This is a genomic window from Pseudobdellovibrionaceae bacterium, from assembly GCA_023954155.1.
In the GTDB taxonomy this organism is placed as follows: domain Bacteria; phylum Bdellovibrionota; class Bdellovibrionia; order Bdellovibrionales; family UBA1609; genus JAMLIO01.
In genome coordinates, this window is record JAMLIO010000003.1 from 132136 (window position 1) to 146258 (window position 14123).

Consider the following 14123-nt stretch of genomic DNA (forward strand, 5'->3'; position numbering starts at 1 on the left):
ATATGGAAAATATGCCCCTACACACCTGCTATGAAAAGTTGCACCTAGGCAAAAACCCTTTAAATGCCCTTTATTTTAGGATAGAGTGCCTTCTATATTTAAAAGCCTAAGGAGACCGCCATGAGTCCTACTTTTTATAAATTTTTGCATGTCGCCGCCATTCTTTTAACCTTTATCACTTTAGGTGGTCTGGTGGCCCTTGCTGAACAGGCAAAATCCCGCAAAGTGTATGTGGCCCTTAATGGTATTTGTTTACTCGTTGCTTTTATTGCTGGGTTTGGATGGCTGGCTAAAGCCAATATCTCATGGCCTCTGCCCATCTGGGTTTGGGTGAAAATGGTAGGATGGCTGTTAGTGGGTATGGGCCCATCTTTTGCCAAGAAACTTACTCCCATTCAACTTCTATTGATGTATGGATTTATTGCTCTTGTAATGGTCTATATGGCTTTATACAAACCTTTTTAAGTTTGGAAATCTTAAAAGTTTAATCTTCATTCCACCAGATTCGAAGCGAGCCAGCGAATCCACAGTGCACTTCATCTTACGTTCATCAAAATCCCCTGGAGCAAGTAACGACAGTCTCCAGTTAGGGAATACTTCTGCGGTTTTTAGAACCACTTGATCATAAAAATTTTCTAAATTGCCTTTGACCTGAAGCCTTTTGTCATAAGGGGGGTTAAGGACCACAAGTCCCTTTTCTGGTAAGTCTTGTTTTAAACGCATTTTTAATTTTTCAGCATTTAAGTTAAAGTAGTTCATTGAAAATAAATTGATTTTATCAATCAACTTCGCACGTCTAAGATTACCCGCCGTGCTTTCAATGTTTTGATCAGAAATATCAGACCCCATGATAAAGGTGGGAGTCGAAGGTTTTTGTTTTTGTAATTCTTTAACCAGTTCGTTGTAGGGCTCTACTTGAAAGGCCTTCCAGCGTTTAAATCCAAAGCGATCATCACGCAGATCGTTCCATTTTGCGGCCTCGATCAAAAAGGTCCCCGTACCACACATAGGATCGTAAAGAGGTTCACCCACTTGCCATTTACTAAGCATCAACACAGCCGCAGCAAGATGTTCTTTGATGGGGGCTGTAGCTGTCTGCTCTCGGTAGCCTCTTTGGGTTAAAGAAAAACCCGTAGTGTCTAAAGCAATAGAGACTTGGCTATTATAAATTTTTACAAATAAACTTAAGTCAGGCTGGTCTTTATTCACATTTGGTCGCTTGTTAAATTTTGCCTGAAACTGATCCACAACCACATCTTTTAACAGCATGCTTGGGTATCTTTGATCTGTAAAGATGCTGCCTTGCACACTGCTTTGCACCGCTAAGGTTTGATGGGGCTCAATATATTTCGTGAAGTCATGCTTTTTGGCATTATTATAAAAGTCTTCTTTGTTATAAGCAGAAAAGTCCAAGATGGGTTTTAAAATTCGTGGTGTACATTTTAAAAGTAAATTTGCACGATAACACTCTTTCCATGAACCAGAAAACTCTACCCCTGAAGCGGTTTTATTTAAGGATTGAAAATCTCGCTCTGTCATTTCATCTAACAAAGCTTTGTGCAGACCACGAGATGTTACAGCTAAAAAACTAGGCACGTTCCCGCCTTGCTAGAGGCAGCACCTGTTTGGTCTTTTGAATGATATCTTTATCAAGATAACAGTAAAAGGCACCTGAAGGTTTACCTGCATCTAATAAAATATTTCCCCAAGCATCTATGACAAGTGACTGGCCGTGACTCTGGCGTTCTGCGCCTGTCTTAGGGCAAACATGTGTACCTGTCTGTGCTGCGGCAATGATATAACACTGATTTTCGATGGCACGGGCTCTAAGTAAAGTCTCCCAATGGTCTCTGCCTGTGCGCACTGTAAAAGCCGCTGGCACGGTAATGATGTCTACGTTTTGTAAAGCATAGTTAAGAAAGTGATAACTGAAACGTATATCGTAACAGATCGAAGACCCGATCTTCCAATCTTTGTAGGCGTGAATCACACTTTGCTCGCCCGCTTTGAACTGGCGGCCTTCATCAATGTCTAGCTGCGGGAGCTTAACCTTAAAGAGGTGGTTCTTATCATAAACATCTTGGATTCCCTCTGACGTTACCCAGAAAGACGAGCTGTAAACTCCGTCTGGCTTTTGAATGGGGGTGCAAAAATGAATCTGATAGCCACCGACAAGACAGCGCTTTTGCAGTTGCTGAAAAAAATCATCTTCAAACGTAAAGGCCTTAGGCTTGTCGTCGGGTGCAATTGTGATACTTAGGGCATTCTCTGGAAAAAAGACTAAGCGTATGTCATTAGGCATCGCTTCAAGCTGATGTAAAATCCATTCTTGATTTCTTTTGACGTCGTTACTTGAAGTCATTTGCATGACCGCAATACGCACCTGTGATTGAGTCACAATCCACTCCTTGCTGTGTCCTCTTTTAAAATACCATAAGCTAAAGTGCGCGAGTAGTGTTGTGATTTGAAATAAAAAAACCCTCGTTTTGGCGAGGGTTCTTATATCTAAACTAAAACACTCTAGCGGGTTTTAGTTCATCACTATTTTACAGCAGCCACTTTAGAGTAATCAATATAGGCTTCTTTCTTTTGTAGACCATCTTCTTTAGAAAAATGAGTCTTAATGGCTACGCCTGAAACTTTGATCTTAAGATTTGTTTTATCAATATCAAGAACTTCACCAGTCATACCTTTATGGCTACCAGAAATCACTTTTACTTTTTGGCCTTTTTTAATCTTTAACTTCATGACTAGTTTCCTTTTTTAGCTCTTAATTTCTTTTGAATTTTGTTTTTGATCACCAAAGCACGTTTAGACAGCACTTCGTCTTTTTGGCTAAGGATGAATTTATCAAATCCACCTGTGTGCTCGATACTTTTTAGAGTGCTCACAGCTACGTTTAAAGTCACTTGAGAATCCAAAGCCTGGCTCAAAAGTTTCTTCTTTTGAATATTGGGCAGAGCTGTAGATTTAGTTTTAATATTTGAGTGGCTCACTAAGTTCTTCACAACAGGGCCTTTTCCAGTCAATTCACAACGAGACATACTTCCTCCAAAAAAATTATGCGGCAGTGGTAAAATAAGACTTATAGTGAATTTTAGGGCTTGTTGGCAACTAAAAATTATTATATAAACCTTGAAACCACAGAGAAGGGCCACTTAAGGACCCCTCTCCTGATGTCCAATGTGGAGGATCATAACATGGATAACGAAAAATTCGATAAAAACGCAGATTCAGGCGACAGATCAGAGAAAAAATCTACAAGAACCAAATTTCGCCCTGACTACCCTATTTCTTTTAAATTTGACTATAAGGACCCTTCTTCGCTAGCTCGTTTCCTATTTGAAGGCGGTAAGATTGTTCCTGCTCGCGTAAGCAAATTGAGCTTTAAACAGCAAAAGGCCCTTAATAAGGCGATCAAACGCGCTCGTCATCTTGCTTTATTGCCTAACGGCTCTATCGCTTATGACGATTTCAAAAGACCTGCGCCGATCTCTCCAAAGCCTTTTGAATACTAGATCCTGTATTTATTACAGATTAACTCAACGCAATAAAATCCCCTTTCATGGGGATTTTTTATTTTATTTTATTGATAGGGCAAGCAGTCCAAAGAAAATAAGCTTAATGTGAACGCACGATCGGGCTTCATTTTGGCCTTGCGGAAATAATACTTATCGTCCTCTTCTTTATCCTTGGCTTCATTGGCATCAATCTCACTCAGACGGCGCTGTACTCTGGTTTTGGGTATTGTGGCAGGGTCTTCTACCAGTAAACCCAAGGTGGAACTCACAAGAGCATTCCACTGTTCTTGAGGATAAAACATATTGTAAAATTCGCGAACCCGACAAAAAGTTTTTAAATCTGAAGACTTAAGCCAGCCCACCTTCTCAAATTGGGTTCCAGGTGGACGATCTCCCCAAGCCAGTTGCACCATAGTTCTTAAGTATTGTCCAAAAGACAAACTGATCATGGGAGTTTCTGCTAGTTCCATTAAACATTTTTCTTGCAGCTTGGGCATGTCGCCAACTACAGACTCAAAAATTTGAAAGTACTCTACACATCCTGAACCACGAATAGAATTGATACACTTTTTTCTGGCTGGTGAAAGTCGCCCCAAAAGCTTGCCTTTCTGACTCCGAGAGAACTCATTGATCTGAGCATCACACAGTTTATAAAGAGGTTTATCATACATAAAATAGGCTAGAGCACCTACGAGAATGATGGCCACAAACATCCATTCAGGAATATATCTGAATATTTGCGACAGAAAACGTTCCATTACACGGGCTTACCACAATTCATAAATTTTAAATTGATCGGGTTCTGAGCTTTCGAGTCCTTTTGTAACCACAAGGCACGATCTAAAGGGCAAAAGAAGATCTTATATTTTTTAACATCAAAGACTTGTGTGATCTGCACGATCTCTTTAAAAAAATCTTTTAGTCCCCCAATGGCATCTGCGGCTTTTGGGTTATCGTTGTAGTTCTTTAACGAAGAGTATGCAGAATCTAGAATTTTAGTGATATGTACACTTTGCACATCATGAATCTTTTCGGATAAACTTTTTACCTCTACCAATTTTTTTGCCAGGTTAAGAGCTGTTTTTTGCGCTTCTTCTTCGGCCTTATTCACCCGTTCTTTATGAAATTCTGCTGTAAGACTCAGCACGACTTCAATCTCTTGAGTCAGTCTCTCGTCCATTTTCATCCGTTTAGAAGCCCAAACACTTGCCGTGGCCACTTGTCCTATTAAAACTACCAGTAAAAAAACTGAACACACTTTCATGTCTTAAGCATATTAGATTTTTTATTTTTTTACAGGTCTAGTTTTTGGTTGCCAATTTAGGGATTTTATTGTTGCCCCCTCAACCAGACCTTGGCCTGAATTTTAGAAAGAAATTTCCACACCTAGTCTTTGAAAGAAAATCTGAGCATCTTTGCCATAAGCTTTCAGATAATCCCCAGGTAAAAGTAGCCCCGTGATAGACTGAAACCTAAGCCCAGATTCGGTTTGCAGTTCATAGGTCAAGTCCATCTCGTGTCCAATAAATTTTTCAGTGGAGTTCAAATTATTGTTATAGGGTCCATCTAAAGACGCCCCAGAATCCCACACCAGTGAGTTTCCTCCCAAGGCCCCAAGGCCACGAATACCAGAAGAGGCCGAAGTACGATAAAAACGATTATATTCTAAAAAGAATCTCGAGTTGCTTCCCAAAACCCATGTCAAACCCGCACTGTAATAGGTCAAATTGCTCCAGCCCAATAAGTTCATCTTTCCTGCATTTTGGAAATGGTTGTAGTAAAGGGGGTCATAGCTTTCATCTACGCCCGCTGTGCTTGCGTTATCTCCTGTGTCTGTATGGTATTGGATATAAACTCCCAACTGCCACGGCTCATAAGCTATAAAACCTGTGCGCCCATGTAACATGTGAGCACGAATATCTTGTCCAGAGGTTCTGTTTACGCCTTCTTGGATCACTCCATCAAAGCTGTAAAAAAAACGTCCTGTCTCGCCCGTTAAAGAGATAGCGTAAATGTCCTTTTCTTCTTTAGGAAAATTCACTGGTAGAGGCACTGTGAGGGCCATCTCATCACGATCAAGCATCATAAACGTAAAGCTGATATTCTTTACATAAGGCTCAAGAGCTTTTAGGTCTGCGTTCAAGAAATAAATTTTATAGTCTTGATCATCATAGGCGGCAGCCCCAGAGGACCAGCTAGAGATCGCAAAGCCCCCAAGCTGAAACCTTGCCACATCGGTTTGGTATTGAAAATATCCACCGTCAAAGCGTGTGGGGTAATCGTCATCTAGGTTTTTGGAAAACACGGCCCCATTGCCAATTTCAAAAGGCGTTCGACCCACAAATACAGAAAGTCCCGAAGCAAAATTCCACTCTGCATTGGCCTCATACAGTTGAAGCATCTCTTGATCTTGACCACTGAAATAGGGGTACCCAGCGTAACCCAAGTAGTCGCTCCCCCAGGTTTCAAATCCCAAAAGAGAGGCTTTAAATTTTAGATTTTCCTGCGCCTTAAAGTTAGCGGAGAGAATAATTTGGTGAGCCAAACGGTTGGTCTTTCCCCCAGAAACCCCCGCAGGACGATGCAGGGATTCAAAACGCGAACGATAATTCCCCATCCACTGAATGTAGGTGGGGTTAGATTGCTGCGCAAAGGCCTCTGCCAAGAACAGGGCTTCCATAAGACCTGCACAAATCATTAGCAAAATAAGATGCGTAAGAGCTTTCGTATTCGTCATAAACCCATGTTAAACGAGTTTTTTTGAAAAAAGTAGTGCTTCTAAGCCAAGAATAGTATAAACCAATATCTTCAAGTTCAGTCATGGACAATTCGACTCGGGAAGTAGCGCAGTCTGGTAGCGCATCTGGTTTGGGACCAGAGGGTCGCAGGTTCGAATCCTGTCTTCCCGACCATTTAAATTTCACGAGCCCTCGACCACCCAAATCACCTAATTACTTAATATTACACCACTTTTAATTTGGTTCGTATGATATTTCACTTGATGGTACAGATGGGGTATCGAACCGTCTCTTAATACAATAGTTGCAACCTTGCAAATATTGTATATACTCATATGTCATGAGCAGCAAAATAATAAATTCACCAATTGAACGTACCACTAGAAAACTATTCAGTATCGTTATTGAACGCCTGGCCGTTGTCATTAGCAAAGAGAGCTTAAGTTTCTCTCAGGTCGCCGCTCTTCACATTATTGATCGAGAGGGGTTCATTAACATTAATGACATTTCAAACAAACTCAATCTCTCTGTGTCTGCGTCTAGCAGAATGATTGATGAACTTGTGAAAAAAGAATTTGTTGAAAGAAAAGAAGATCCCAAAAACAGAAGAGTTAAAATTTTATCTCTTTCACCAGATGGCGAGCACTTTATGAACAACCTAAGTATCGAAAGAGTGAAAATAATAAAACAATCAGCCAACTTGATAGTAGACAAAGTAAAATTAAAAATAATCGAAAAAAGCAAAGGGAGAAAAAAATGAAAACCATTATAATCGTATCACTAATTTTGGTGGCAAATGCAGCCAGTGCGCAAAGTCATGATCATCATCAAAGTCATTCTAAAAAAAGTGATCACCATTTAGAAATAAAAAAACAGTTTAAGCCTACAGATGATCTTAAAGTTCGAATGGAAAAGGTCTTAAGTCTGATGAAGGAATTAAAAGTAAAAAAAGATGATGTAAAGAGCATTAAAGAATACGGAGATAAACTCACTCTCACCGTTAACGATATATTCAAAACTTGCAAGCTTGATCCAGAAGCAGATGAGGCCATTCACCCATCACTAGGATTAATTCTTGATGGGGCTCAAGAATTTAAAAAGGGTCAATATGATAGTGGTCACAAAAAAATTCACGAGGCCCTTTTAGATTATGAGAAGTTATTTAAGCATGAAGGATGGAATCATTAGAAATTTAATTTAATAAATCAAAGTTTAGAACAGACTAAAAATGAAAGGTTTAAAATGGAAACTCAATTAGAAGGTAAGAAAAACATTGTCATTGGTCTCTTTTCAATGGCTGCGTTCATGCTCTATGGCTTTTTATTAATATATTTAAGAGACTTTGCACCCAATGCGGCGGAGTGGGCTGCTGCTTATGGCAGTGGTAAGCATTTCGAGGCTAGACTAGCTCATGTCCATGGTAATCTTTTCGCTTTTTTAAATATTGTCATTGGTTATCTACTTTTCAAACTCGACATCAATTCAACTCAAAGAAAAATTGTGTCTTGGTTAGGTATTCTAGGTCTATTAATGCCGATTGGCATTTTGTTAGAGCTACTTTTGTCTGCATCTCCAATTTTTGTACTTATTGGAGCAGTATGTATGACTGCCAGTGTTTTTTTGTTGGGTTACTTTTTAATGAAATCCAAAAAGGTAGTGATTTAGATTCTTGAGATCAAAGGAACCAAGAAAAGGTGGATAAATGAAAAATGTAACCCTCTATTTTATAAAAAGACCAATTCTGGTAAATTTTATTTTGGCGCTCAATTTTATTATTGGTGGCTATTTCATTTATAAGGTTCCCAAGGAAGCCTTCCCTGGCGTTTCAATGAATCAGATCGTTATTGTGACTAAGTACCCTGGAGCATCGGCCAAAGATGTTGAGTTGAATGTCACTGTGAAGCTGGAAGAGAAGATCGCTGAAATTGGAAATATCAAAGAATATCGTTCAAGTTCCATTGAAAGTGTATCAAGGGTTACAATCTTTGCAGACGATAACTTAAATGAACTCCAATTTAAAGATCTTCTATTAGATGTGCAGACTGAAGTGGATAAAATTGATGATTTCCCATCAGATATTGAAGGTCAACCCATTATTACCAGTGTTACAACGGAAGATCGTCCAATTATGGAGATTGCCTTTACTGGCGATTATGCGCACTTAAAAAATACCTTACATGAAATAGAAAATGATCTTCGTAAAGTTTCAGGTGTTTCAAATGTAACTTTGGTGGGTCTCCCTGATGAAGAAATTCACATCGAAGTAGACGCTAATAAAGCTCAGGAAAAAGAAATTGATCTTAATTCGATTTACTTTGCGATCAATACTAGAAATCAAGTCGGAACAGGTGGAACGCTTGAATCTTTTTTATCTCAAAAAAAGATTGTTTCATTTAATAAATACGACAAAGCAGAAGATGTTCTAAATACGGTAATTAGAATGTCACCTGATGGTCAAGGAGTTTACTTAAGTGATGTCGCTGAATTAAATTACCGACCTAAAGATGAAAAACTTATTGTTCGTAATAATGGAAACCGTGGAGCTTCAATCCTAGTGGCGATTAGAAGTGGTGTAGATCAGTTAAAAGTATCTGATCAAATCAAAGAGTTTTTAGCAAATCTAGCACTCCCAGATGGTGTAACTTACAAGCTAAATAATGACGTATCTGATAATGCAAGAAGTAAGTTCTCTCTTCTCAAGAATAATGGTCTCATTGGTTTTATTCTTGTTCTTATTCTACTCTTTTACTTCCTTGGTGGTAAACCAGCTTTTTGGACGGCATTTGGTATTCCCTTTTCCATTTTTGGAAGCATGATTATGTTTGTTCCTATGGGGATGACACTTAACTCAGTTTCAATGGGGGCATTTGTAATCGTTCTTGGGATGATTGTTGATGATGCTATGGTGATAAGTGAACGTTTCGATGTCAATATCGAAGATGGCCAATCACCAGAGGAAGCGGCCAGTAATGCTGTGGGAAGGCTCTGGAAACCAGTGTTAGCATCATCTTTAACAACGATAGTAGCATTTTTACCATTATTAGCATTAGGTGGCCTATCAGGTAAATTTATTTGGCAGATGCCTACAGTTGTCATGATGGCGTTGTTTGTTTCACTTATTGACTGCTATTTATTATTACCAGCTCACCTTGCTCATGGGTCAAATAAAAAGGGGCAATATCAAAAAAATAAAATTGTCGTTTTTGGTGAGAATTTATATGAAAAACTACTTCGCAAGTTAATTGATCACCGTTATTTTGTGACACTTGGATTCTTAGGGATACTTGGTTTTAGTGTCTTTATTGGTGCAACAAAAGTAAGAAAAGATTCTTTTCCGCAAGAGGCCTCTGAAGGATTCACGATTAAAGCAACCCTTACAAAAGGATATGCTCCCGAAAAAGTCGAAGAAATAATCAGTGAATTAGAAAAGAGTATTCAAAGTCTAAAAAAGAAAGAGCTTGTAGGATATACCACGAGAATCGGTACACATAGCTTAAGCTCCCTTACAAATTTAGGAACCGAAGAAAACTTAGTTGCTTTTATGGTTTATTTAACTCCCTATAGTGACAGAAATAGAACTGCTCAAGATATTGTAGATGATATTCGCGCAAAACATTACAGATTTTATACAGAAAAAGGATACGGTTTAGAATTTGACCTGATGCGGATCGGTCCCCCACTTGGCGAGCCATTTGAAATAATTATCTCTTCAAACAACAATGAAAACCGGGCGAACTCCTCACTAAAAGTAGCCAATTTTTTAAAGATGATTGATGGTCTCTCTGATGTGAAAGACGATCAAATTGAAGGAAAAGATGAGATTAATCTTAGGCTAAATTATAAAAAAGTTGCCCAAGCAGGTTTAACACCGGCAGACATTATCAGGACTTTAAGAATTGCTTTTGATGGTCAGGTTGTCACAGATTATTCGTCAATAAATGAAACTTATGATTTTCGCTTGAGATTGAACAAAAAAACGAGAGGAGATTTAGATTTTGTTTCCAATCTCCCGATAGCAAATAAGCGTGGTCAGCTTATTAAGTTAAACACGATGATTGAGTATGAAGAAAGACCATCTTTTGCAGAGATTAAGCATTTTAACGGTCAGCGATCAACATCTATTACAGGAAATATAAATACAGAAAAGATTACAGCAGTTGAAATGCTCAAGAAATTTAACGAAACTTTTGTCAAAGATAAAAATGTTAAATACACAATTAGTGGACGTCCAGTAGAGGAAGAAAAAATTTTTGCTGGCTTAAAAATTGCTGCGGCACTGGCGATTATTGGAATATATTTTATCCTAAGTTTAATGTTTGATTCTTATGCAAAACCTTTTTTAATATTAACAGTAATCCCTTTTGGAGTTGTAGGAATATTTCTATCCTTTTTTGCGCATGGATTACCAATTTCGATGTTTGCAGGAATCGGTCTAATTGGTCTTTCTGGCATCGTTGTTAATGACTCCATCGTTCTTGTAGATCATTTAAGTCAACGACTTAAAGAAAATGCGAAATTCTCTATAGATGTTCTCATCCAAGGGGCCAAAGAGAGGCTTCGTCCAATCTCTTTAACTACCGTAAGTACAATGCTCGCCGTGGCTCCCACTGGATATGCTATTGGTGGTTATGACTCCTTGTTGTCTCCACTGTCATTGGCAATACTTTATGGACTTTTATTTGGAACTACGGTCGTTCTTATTTTAATGCCCAATCTATACGTAATTGGCAATGATCTAGGAAACTATATGAAAAAGGTTAAAGGTAACAAAAAGGCAGCACATTTATCAGTTTTATTAATCCCACTCATAATTGGTTTACACACAAAAGAAGTTAAGGCCGAAGCAAGAATAAACATTAAAAGAATTGTAGAACTTGTCGAAGATACCAATGAATTTAAGATTCAAAATGAGTCAGTAAGTCAGTCTGAATTTGGCATTGATGCAGTTGATGGACTCCTCGATTCAAAACTGAGTTCAAAGTTTTTTAAGTATTCCTCGGTAAATTATCCCAACCCACCGATCTCTCTTGATTCTGAGAAAGAAGGATTCGGACTTAGTTTTGATTACGAAAAAATGACTTCATTTGGAGTAAAACTTGGTTTGGGGGTTGGATTTGAGGATAAAAAGCTTGGAACAATTCCGGCCAATAATCAATTTAATCTTAATGCGATGGATACTGTTTATAAAGCAAGTATTGCCGCTCCGCTCTGGAGAAACTTTGGCAGTAAGGAATATCACTTAAACAGAAGTGCTGCCCTTACCAAAAAGAGTGGCCAAACCCTTCAAGGTAAATCTTTAAAGGACAAACTAATTATCGATGCTGTCACTCATTATTGGTCGATAGTTAAGTTAGAAGAAGAGAGAGAAATTGCTCAAAATTCACTGACACGTTTTAAAGAACTACATAAATTGAACATAACAAAAATAAAGTCTGGAATTATCAGTAAGTCCGAGTTCTTAACTTCTGAAGTTGAAATTACAAGTCGAGAGAAAATCTTAAAAGATTTAGAGTCTAGGATAAGAATTGAGAAATTAACTCTAGAAAGTGCTTTAGAACTGAAATCTTCTGTTGTGATTGAGCATGACAAAATGAATGCTTCTAGTTCAATTCTAAGCAGCAAAAGTAGTTCTGCTCTAAATTTAGTAGAGTCTGGTCTTACCTATAAACAAATGCAAAGTAATAGTGAGCTTTTTGATGAATTGGTTTCAATTGAAAACGAAAAAACAAAATCAAATGTTGATTTTTTTGTATCTTTAAAGAGTTTTGGACGTGGTGATAATTTAAGCAACTCAATTAGTGAAAACACTCAAGATAAATACGAGGTATTTGCTGGTGTGACTTGGGATCTTGACGTAGGAACTAAGAAAAATGATTCTGCTATAGCAGCAGCGATGAGTCGAAAAAGACAAGCAGACTACAGGAGAAATAAGACCAAGCTTCAACTTATAAAGAGCGTAGAGTCGCTAAAAGAAAAAGTAAAATCTAATAAAGAGCAGATTGTATTTCTTGAAAAGATGAAAGAGCAACAGTTCAATATTTTGAAAGCTGAAAAGAAGAGGTTTGAAAATGGTAGAATTACAACATTAGACTTTGTAAAACTACAAGAGGCTTATGATAGAAGCTCATTGCAAGTTATAGCACTTAACTTTTCAAATGAAATAACCGCTCTTAATTTATATTTTACGGTTGGAAAGACGGATGAATATTTACGGTCATATATGGAGTAAAAAAATGAAAGAATTACCAGAAAATGTAAATGTATATAAACGCACTCCTGATTTTAATCAAGAAACCATCCCTGCTGGATTATTGAAGGCCCATACAACAAAAGAAGGAACTTGGGGAAAAATTTGTGTCTCCAATGGGAAATTACTATACACAATCGAGAAAGAACCACAGGAGACAATAGAACTAATGCCCGGGAAAATTGGAGTTGTGGAGCCACAAGTTCCACATCATGTAGAACCATTGGGGGATGTTGAGTTTCATGTGGAGTTTTTAAAATGAGCGATAGAAATAAGAAAGTCATTGCCTTTACTTTGGGCTTGCTCGCAATTGGCTTTGGAGTAATGACGATAAAATCTGGAGGATTTGCTCTCTTTGGTGGAGTTGAAGGAAAGGATTTTGCTGGAAGGTATGTTCCATTTGTACTTTGGTTTAATTTCATTGCTGGTTTTTTCTATGTCATATCAGGGATTGGCATTATTCTAAAGACCAAATGGGCCCTAAAATCATCCATCATTCTGGCAGCTTTGACACTGCTAGTATTTTTGGCTTTTGGAATACATATTTTTTTAGGAAATCCCTATGAGACGAGAACCATTGGAGCAATGTCCATTCGAACCATTTTTTGGATATTCATTTCCGTCTCTTTAATGAAAATTGGATCAAATAATAAGCAGGAAATTTCTCTTTAATTTTATTTGAGTTATTTTTTATCAAGGCAGAACTAAACTGCTGAAGCGCCGGCAACCCCCGATCCAACTTCTTAATGGTTTCAACCTTGAATTCTTTGATCAGACTTGGGGCCATATAGCTGCCTGAAACCAGTAAAATAATGGCTGCTACTATTTCTGCTACTGCTTTCATTTTTCTTCCTCCTGTTGGCGGCGAACAATGGTAGTCACTACGGACTTGTCCCATTGCCCACCTTTTTTACTTTTAATTTTTTTATCGTTTAAGTGCTTAGCGATTTGACGAAATGATTGGTCCTCTTCATGAAGCTTCATGATCAGCTTTATGACTTGCTGCTCCTTTGGGCTTGAAACGATCTGGCCCTTTACCAACATTTCCCCATACTTCACTCGAAGCATTTGGGTGCCTTGATCCTTATTCAAGCCGTGAAGTTTGATGGCATCCAAGACAGAGGTTTTGGGCCAAGCTGAGTCAGTTACGACTACAATCTGCCTCATAGAGAGACCTAAATCGAGGTAAAGCTTCTTGAGTATTCCGTAATTTTCCGCTGGCGTATTGAAAAAATGTGTAATAAAAACAGAGATATAACTAAGATTGGGAAGCGGTTCGTTTAGCGTTGCGGTTGCCCGACCAATTTTAACAACAAAGCGTAAAACCACTCCTTCATCCCCAAATTTGACCTTCTGCGGACGGGAGGCTCTTGCACTGCGGACGGCGCGCTTCAAAAATCAGTCCGATCATGAATGCAGAGTGGACTTCAAAATTTAGGTTACAGCTCTTAGTCTGCCTTAATGGCTGGTGAGATTTCACCGATAAGTATAAATATGAAAACTTTTTTATTCTTACTTTGTATCTCTTTAGCTGCATGTGCGTCCAGTCCCCCATTACACTGCCGTAAACGAGTCAGGAAAACCGCCGAAGCGAAGTATAGCGAAAGAGGGTTTTTC

General features: G+C 38.4%; 16 protein-coding genes and 1 tRNA gene. 9 read left to right on the forward strand and 8 right to left on the reverse strand.

The window, feature by feature from the left end:
* Positions 1-120: 120 nt before the first annotated feature.
* Positions 121-465, forward strand: a complete 345-nt coding sequence (locus M9899_04960) for a hypothetical protein (protein MCO5113506.1) — start codon at positions 121-123, stop codon at positions 463-465.
* Here M9899_04960 and M9899_04965 read toward each other — a convergent pair.
* The 4 genes from M9899_04965 to rpmB all read right to left on the reverse strand — a co-directional run bounded on the left by M9899_04965 (position 448) and on the right by rpmB (position 3044).
* Complete coding sequence (locus M9899_04965; protein MCO5113507.1) at positions 448-1596, reverse strand: THUMP domain-containing protein; 1149 nt, start codon at positions 1594-1596, stop codon at positions 448-450. The genes M9899_04960 and M9899_04965 overlap by 18 nt on opposite strands.
* Positions 1589-2398 carry a hypothetical protein gene (locus M9899_04970; GenBank protein ID MCO5113508.1) on the reverse strand — a complete coding sequence of 270 codons (810 nt, stop codon included), beginning with the start codon at positions 2396-2398 and terminating at the stop codon, positions 1589-1591. The genes M9899_04965 and M9899_04970 overlap by 8 nt, the downstream gene beginning before the upstream one ends.
* Positions 2399-2541: 143 nt before the next feature.
* On the reverse strand, positions 2542-2748 hold the full coding sequence (locus M9899_04975) for a KOW motif-containing protein (protein MCO5113509.1): 207 nt from the start codon (positions 2746-2748) through the stop codon (positions 2542-2544).
* 2 nt (positions 2749-2750) lie between these two features.
* Positions 2751-3044: a 50S ribosomal protein L28 gene (gene rpmB / locus M9899_04980; GenBank protein ID MCO5113510.1), complete on the reverse strand. Its 294-nt coding sequence runs from the start codon at positions 3042-3044 to the stop codon at positions 2751-2753.
* Between the two features lie 156 nt (positions 3045-3200).
* On the opposite strand from rpmB, the gene rpsR reads away from it, so the two are divergent.
* Complete coding sequence (gene rpsR / locus M9899_04985; GenBank protein MCO5113511.1) at positions 3201-3518, forward strand: 30S ribosomal protein S18; 318 nt, start codon at positions 3201-3203, stop codon at positions 3516-3518.
* 68 nt (positions 3519-3586) lie between these two features.
* Here rpsR and M9899_04990 read toward each other — a convergent pair whose 3' ends face one another.
* The 3 genes from M9899_04990 to M9899_05000 all read right to left on the reverse strand — a co-directional run bounded on the left by M9899_04990 (position 3587) and on the right by M9899_05000 (position 6258).
* On the reverse strand, positions 3587-4279 hold the full coding sequence (locus M9899_04990) for a hypothetical protein (protein ID MCO5113512.1): 693 nt from the start codon (positions 4277-4279) through the stop codon (positions 3587-3589).
* Positions 4279-4779 carry a hypothetical protein gene (locus M9899_04995; GenBank protein ID MCO5113513.1) on the reverse strand — a complete coding sequence of 167 codons (501 nt, stop codon included), beginning with the start codon at positions 4777-4779 and terminating at the stop codon, positions 4279-4281. The genes M9899_04990 and M9899_04995 overlap by 1 nt, the downstream gene beginning before the upstream one ends.
* A gap of 108 nt (positions 4780-4887) precedes the next feature.
* The gene (locus tag M9899_05000) at positions 4888-6258 is read right to left on the reverse strand and encodes an alginate export family protein (GenBank protein MCO5113514.1); all 1371 of its coding nucleotides are present in this window, start codon (positions 6256-6258) and stop codon (positions 4888-4890) included.
* A 98-nt stretch (positions 6259-6356) separates the two neighbouring features.
* Here M9899_05000 and M9899_05005 point away from each other — a divergent pair.
* The 7 genes from M9899_05005 to M9899_05035 all read left to right on the forward strand — a co-directional run bounded on the left by M9899_05005 (position 6357) and on the right by M9899_05035 (position 13178).
* A tRNA-Pro gene (locus M9899_05005) sits at positions 6357-6433 on the forward strand.
* A 166-nt stretch (positions 6434-6599) separates the two neighbouring features.
* Positions 6600-7019, forward strand: a complete 420-nt coding sequence (locus M9899_05010; protein MCO5113515.1) for a MarR family transcriptional regulator — start codon at positions 6600-6602, stop codon at positions 7017-7019.
* A complete protein-coding gene (locus M9899_05015) occupies positions 7016-7447 on the forward strand; it encodes a hypothetical protein (GenBank protein ID MCO5113516.1) in 432 nt (143 codons plus the stop codon). The genes M9899_05010 and M9899_05015 overlap by 4 nt, the downstream gene beginning before the upstream one ends.
* 54 nt (positions 7448-7501) lie before the next feature.
* Positions 7502-7924 carry a hypothetical protein gene (locus tag M9899_05020; GenBank protein MCO5113517.1) on the forward strand — a complete coding sequence of 141 codons (423 nt, stop codon included), beginning with the start codon at positions 7502-7504 and terminating at the stop codon, positions 7922-7924.
* Between the two features lie 37 nt (positions 7925-7961).
* Positions 7962-12488 carry an efflux RND transporter permease subunit gene (locus M9899_05025; GenBank protein MCO5113518.1) on the forward strand — a complete coding sequence of 1509 codons (4527 nt, stop codon included), beginning with the start codon at positions 7962-7964 and terminating at the stop codon, positions 12486-12488.
* Between the two features lie 4 nt (positions 12489-12492).
* On the forward strand, positions 12493-12768 hold the full coding sequence (locus tag M9899_05030; protein MCO5113519.1) for a DUF1971 domain-containing protein: 276 nt from the start codon (positions 12493-12495) through the stop codon (positions 12766-12768).
* Positions 12765-13178 (forward strand): hypothetical protein, encoded by a 414-nt coding sequence (locus M9899_05035; protein ID MCO5113520.1) that lies wholly within the window; start codon positions 12765-12767, stop codon positions 13176-13178. The genes M9899_05030 and M9899_05035 overlap by 4 nt, the downstream gene beginning before the upstream one ends.
* 168 nt (positions 13179-13346) lie before the next feature.
* Here M9899_05035 and M9899_05040 read toward each other — a convergent pair whose 3' ends face one another.
* Complete coding sequence (locus M9899_05040) at positions 13347-13901, reverse strand: recombinase family protein (GenBank protein ID MCO5113521.1); 555 nt, start codon at positions 13899-13901, stop codon at positions 13347-13349.
* Positions 13902-14123 lie beyond the last annotated feature (222 nt).

Excerpts from the sequence above, each read along its gene's own strand:
- M9899_05020 (MCO5113517.1), top strand. The coding sequence starts at position 7,502 with ATGGAAACTCAATTAGAAGGTAAGAAAAACATTGTCATTGGTCTCTTT.
- rpsR (MCO5113511.1), top strand. The coding sequence starts at position 3,201 with ATGGATAACGAAAAATTCGATAAAAACGCAGATTCAGGCGACAGATCA.
- M9899_05025 (MCO5113518.1), top strand. The coding sequence starts at position 7,962 with ATGAAAAATGTAACCCTCTATTTTATAAAAAGACCAATTCTGGTAAAT.
- M9899_04990 (MCO5113512.1), bottom strand. The coding sequence starts at position 4,279 with ATGGAACGTTTTCTGTCGCAAATATTCAGATATATTCCTGAATGGATG.
- M9899_05015 (MCO5113516.1), top strand. The coding sequence starts at position 7,016 with ATGAAAACCATTATAATCGTATCACTAATTTTGGTGGCAAATGCAGCC.
- M9899_05030 (MCO5113519.1), top strand. The coding sequence starts at position 12,493 with ATGAAAGAATTACCAGAAAATGTAAATGTATATAAACGCACTCCTGAT.
- M9899_04975 (MCO5113509.1), bottom strand. The coding sequence starts at position 2,748 with ATGAAGTTAAAGATTAAAAAAGGCCAAAAAGTAAAAGTGATTTCTGGT.
- M9899_05000 (MCO5113514.1), bottom strand. The coding sequence starts at position 6,258 with ATGACGAATACGAAAGCTCTTACGCATCTTATTTTGCTAATGATTTGT.
- M9899_04960 (MCO5113506.1), top strand. The coding sequence starts at position 121 with ATGAGTCCTACTTTTTATAAATTTTTGCATGTCGCCGCCATTCTTTTA.
- rpmB (MCO5113510.1), bottom strand. The coding sequence starts at position 3,044 with ATGTCTCGTTGTGAATTGACTGGAAAAGGCCCTGTTGTGAAGAACTTA.
- M9899_05035 (MCO5113520.1), top strand. The coding sequence starts at position 12,765 with ATGAGCGATAGAAATAAGAAAGTCATTGCCTTTACTTTGGGCTTGCTC.
- M9899_05010 (MCO5113515.1), top strand. The coding sequence starts at position 6,600 with ATGAGCAGCAAAATAATAAATTCACCAATTGAACGTACCACTAGAAAA.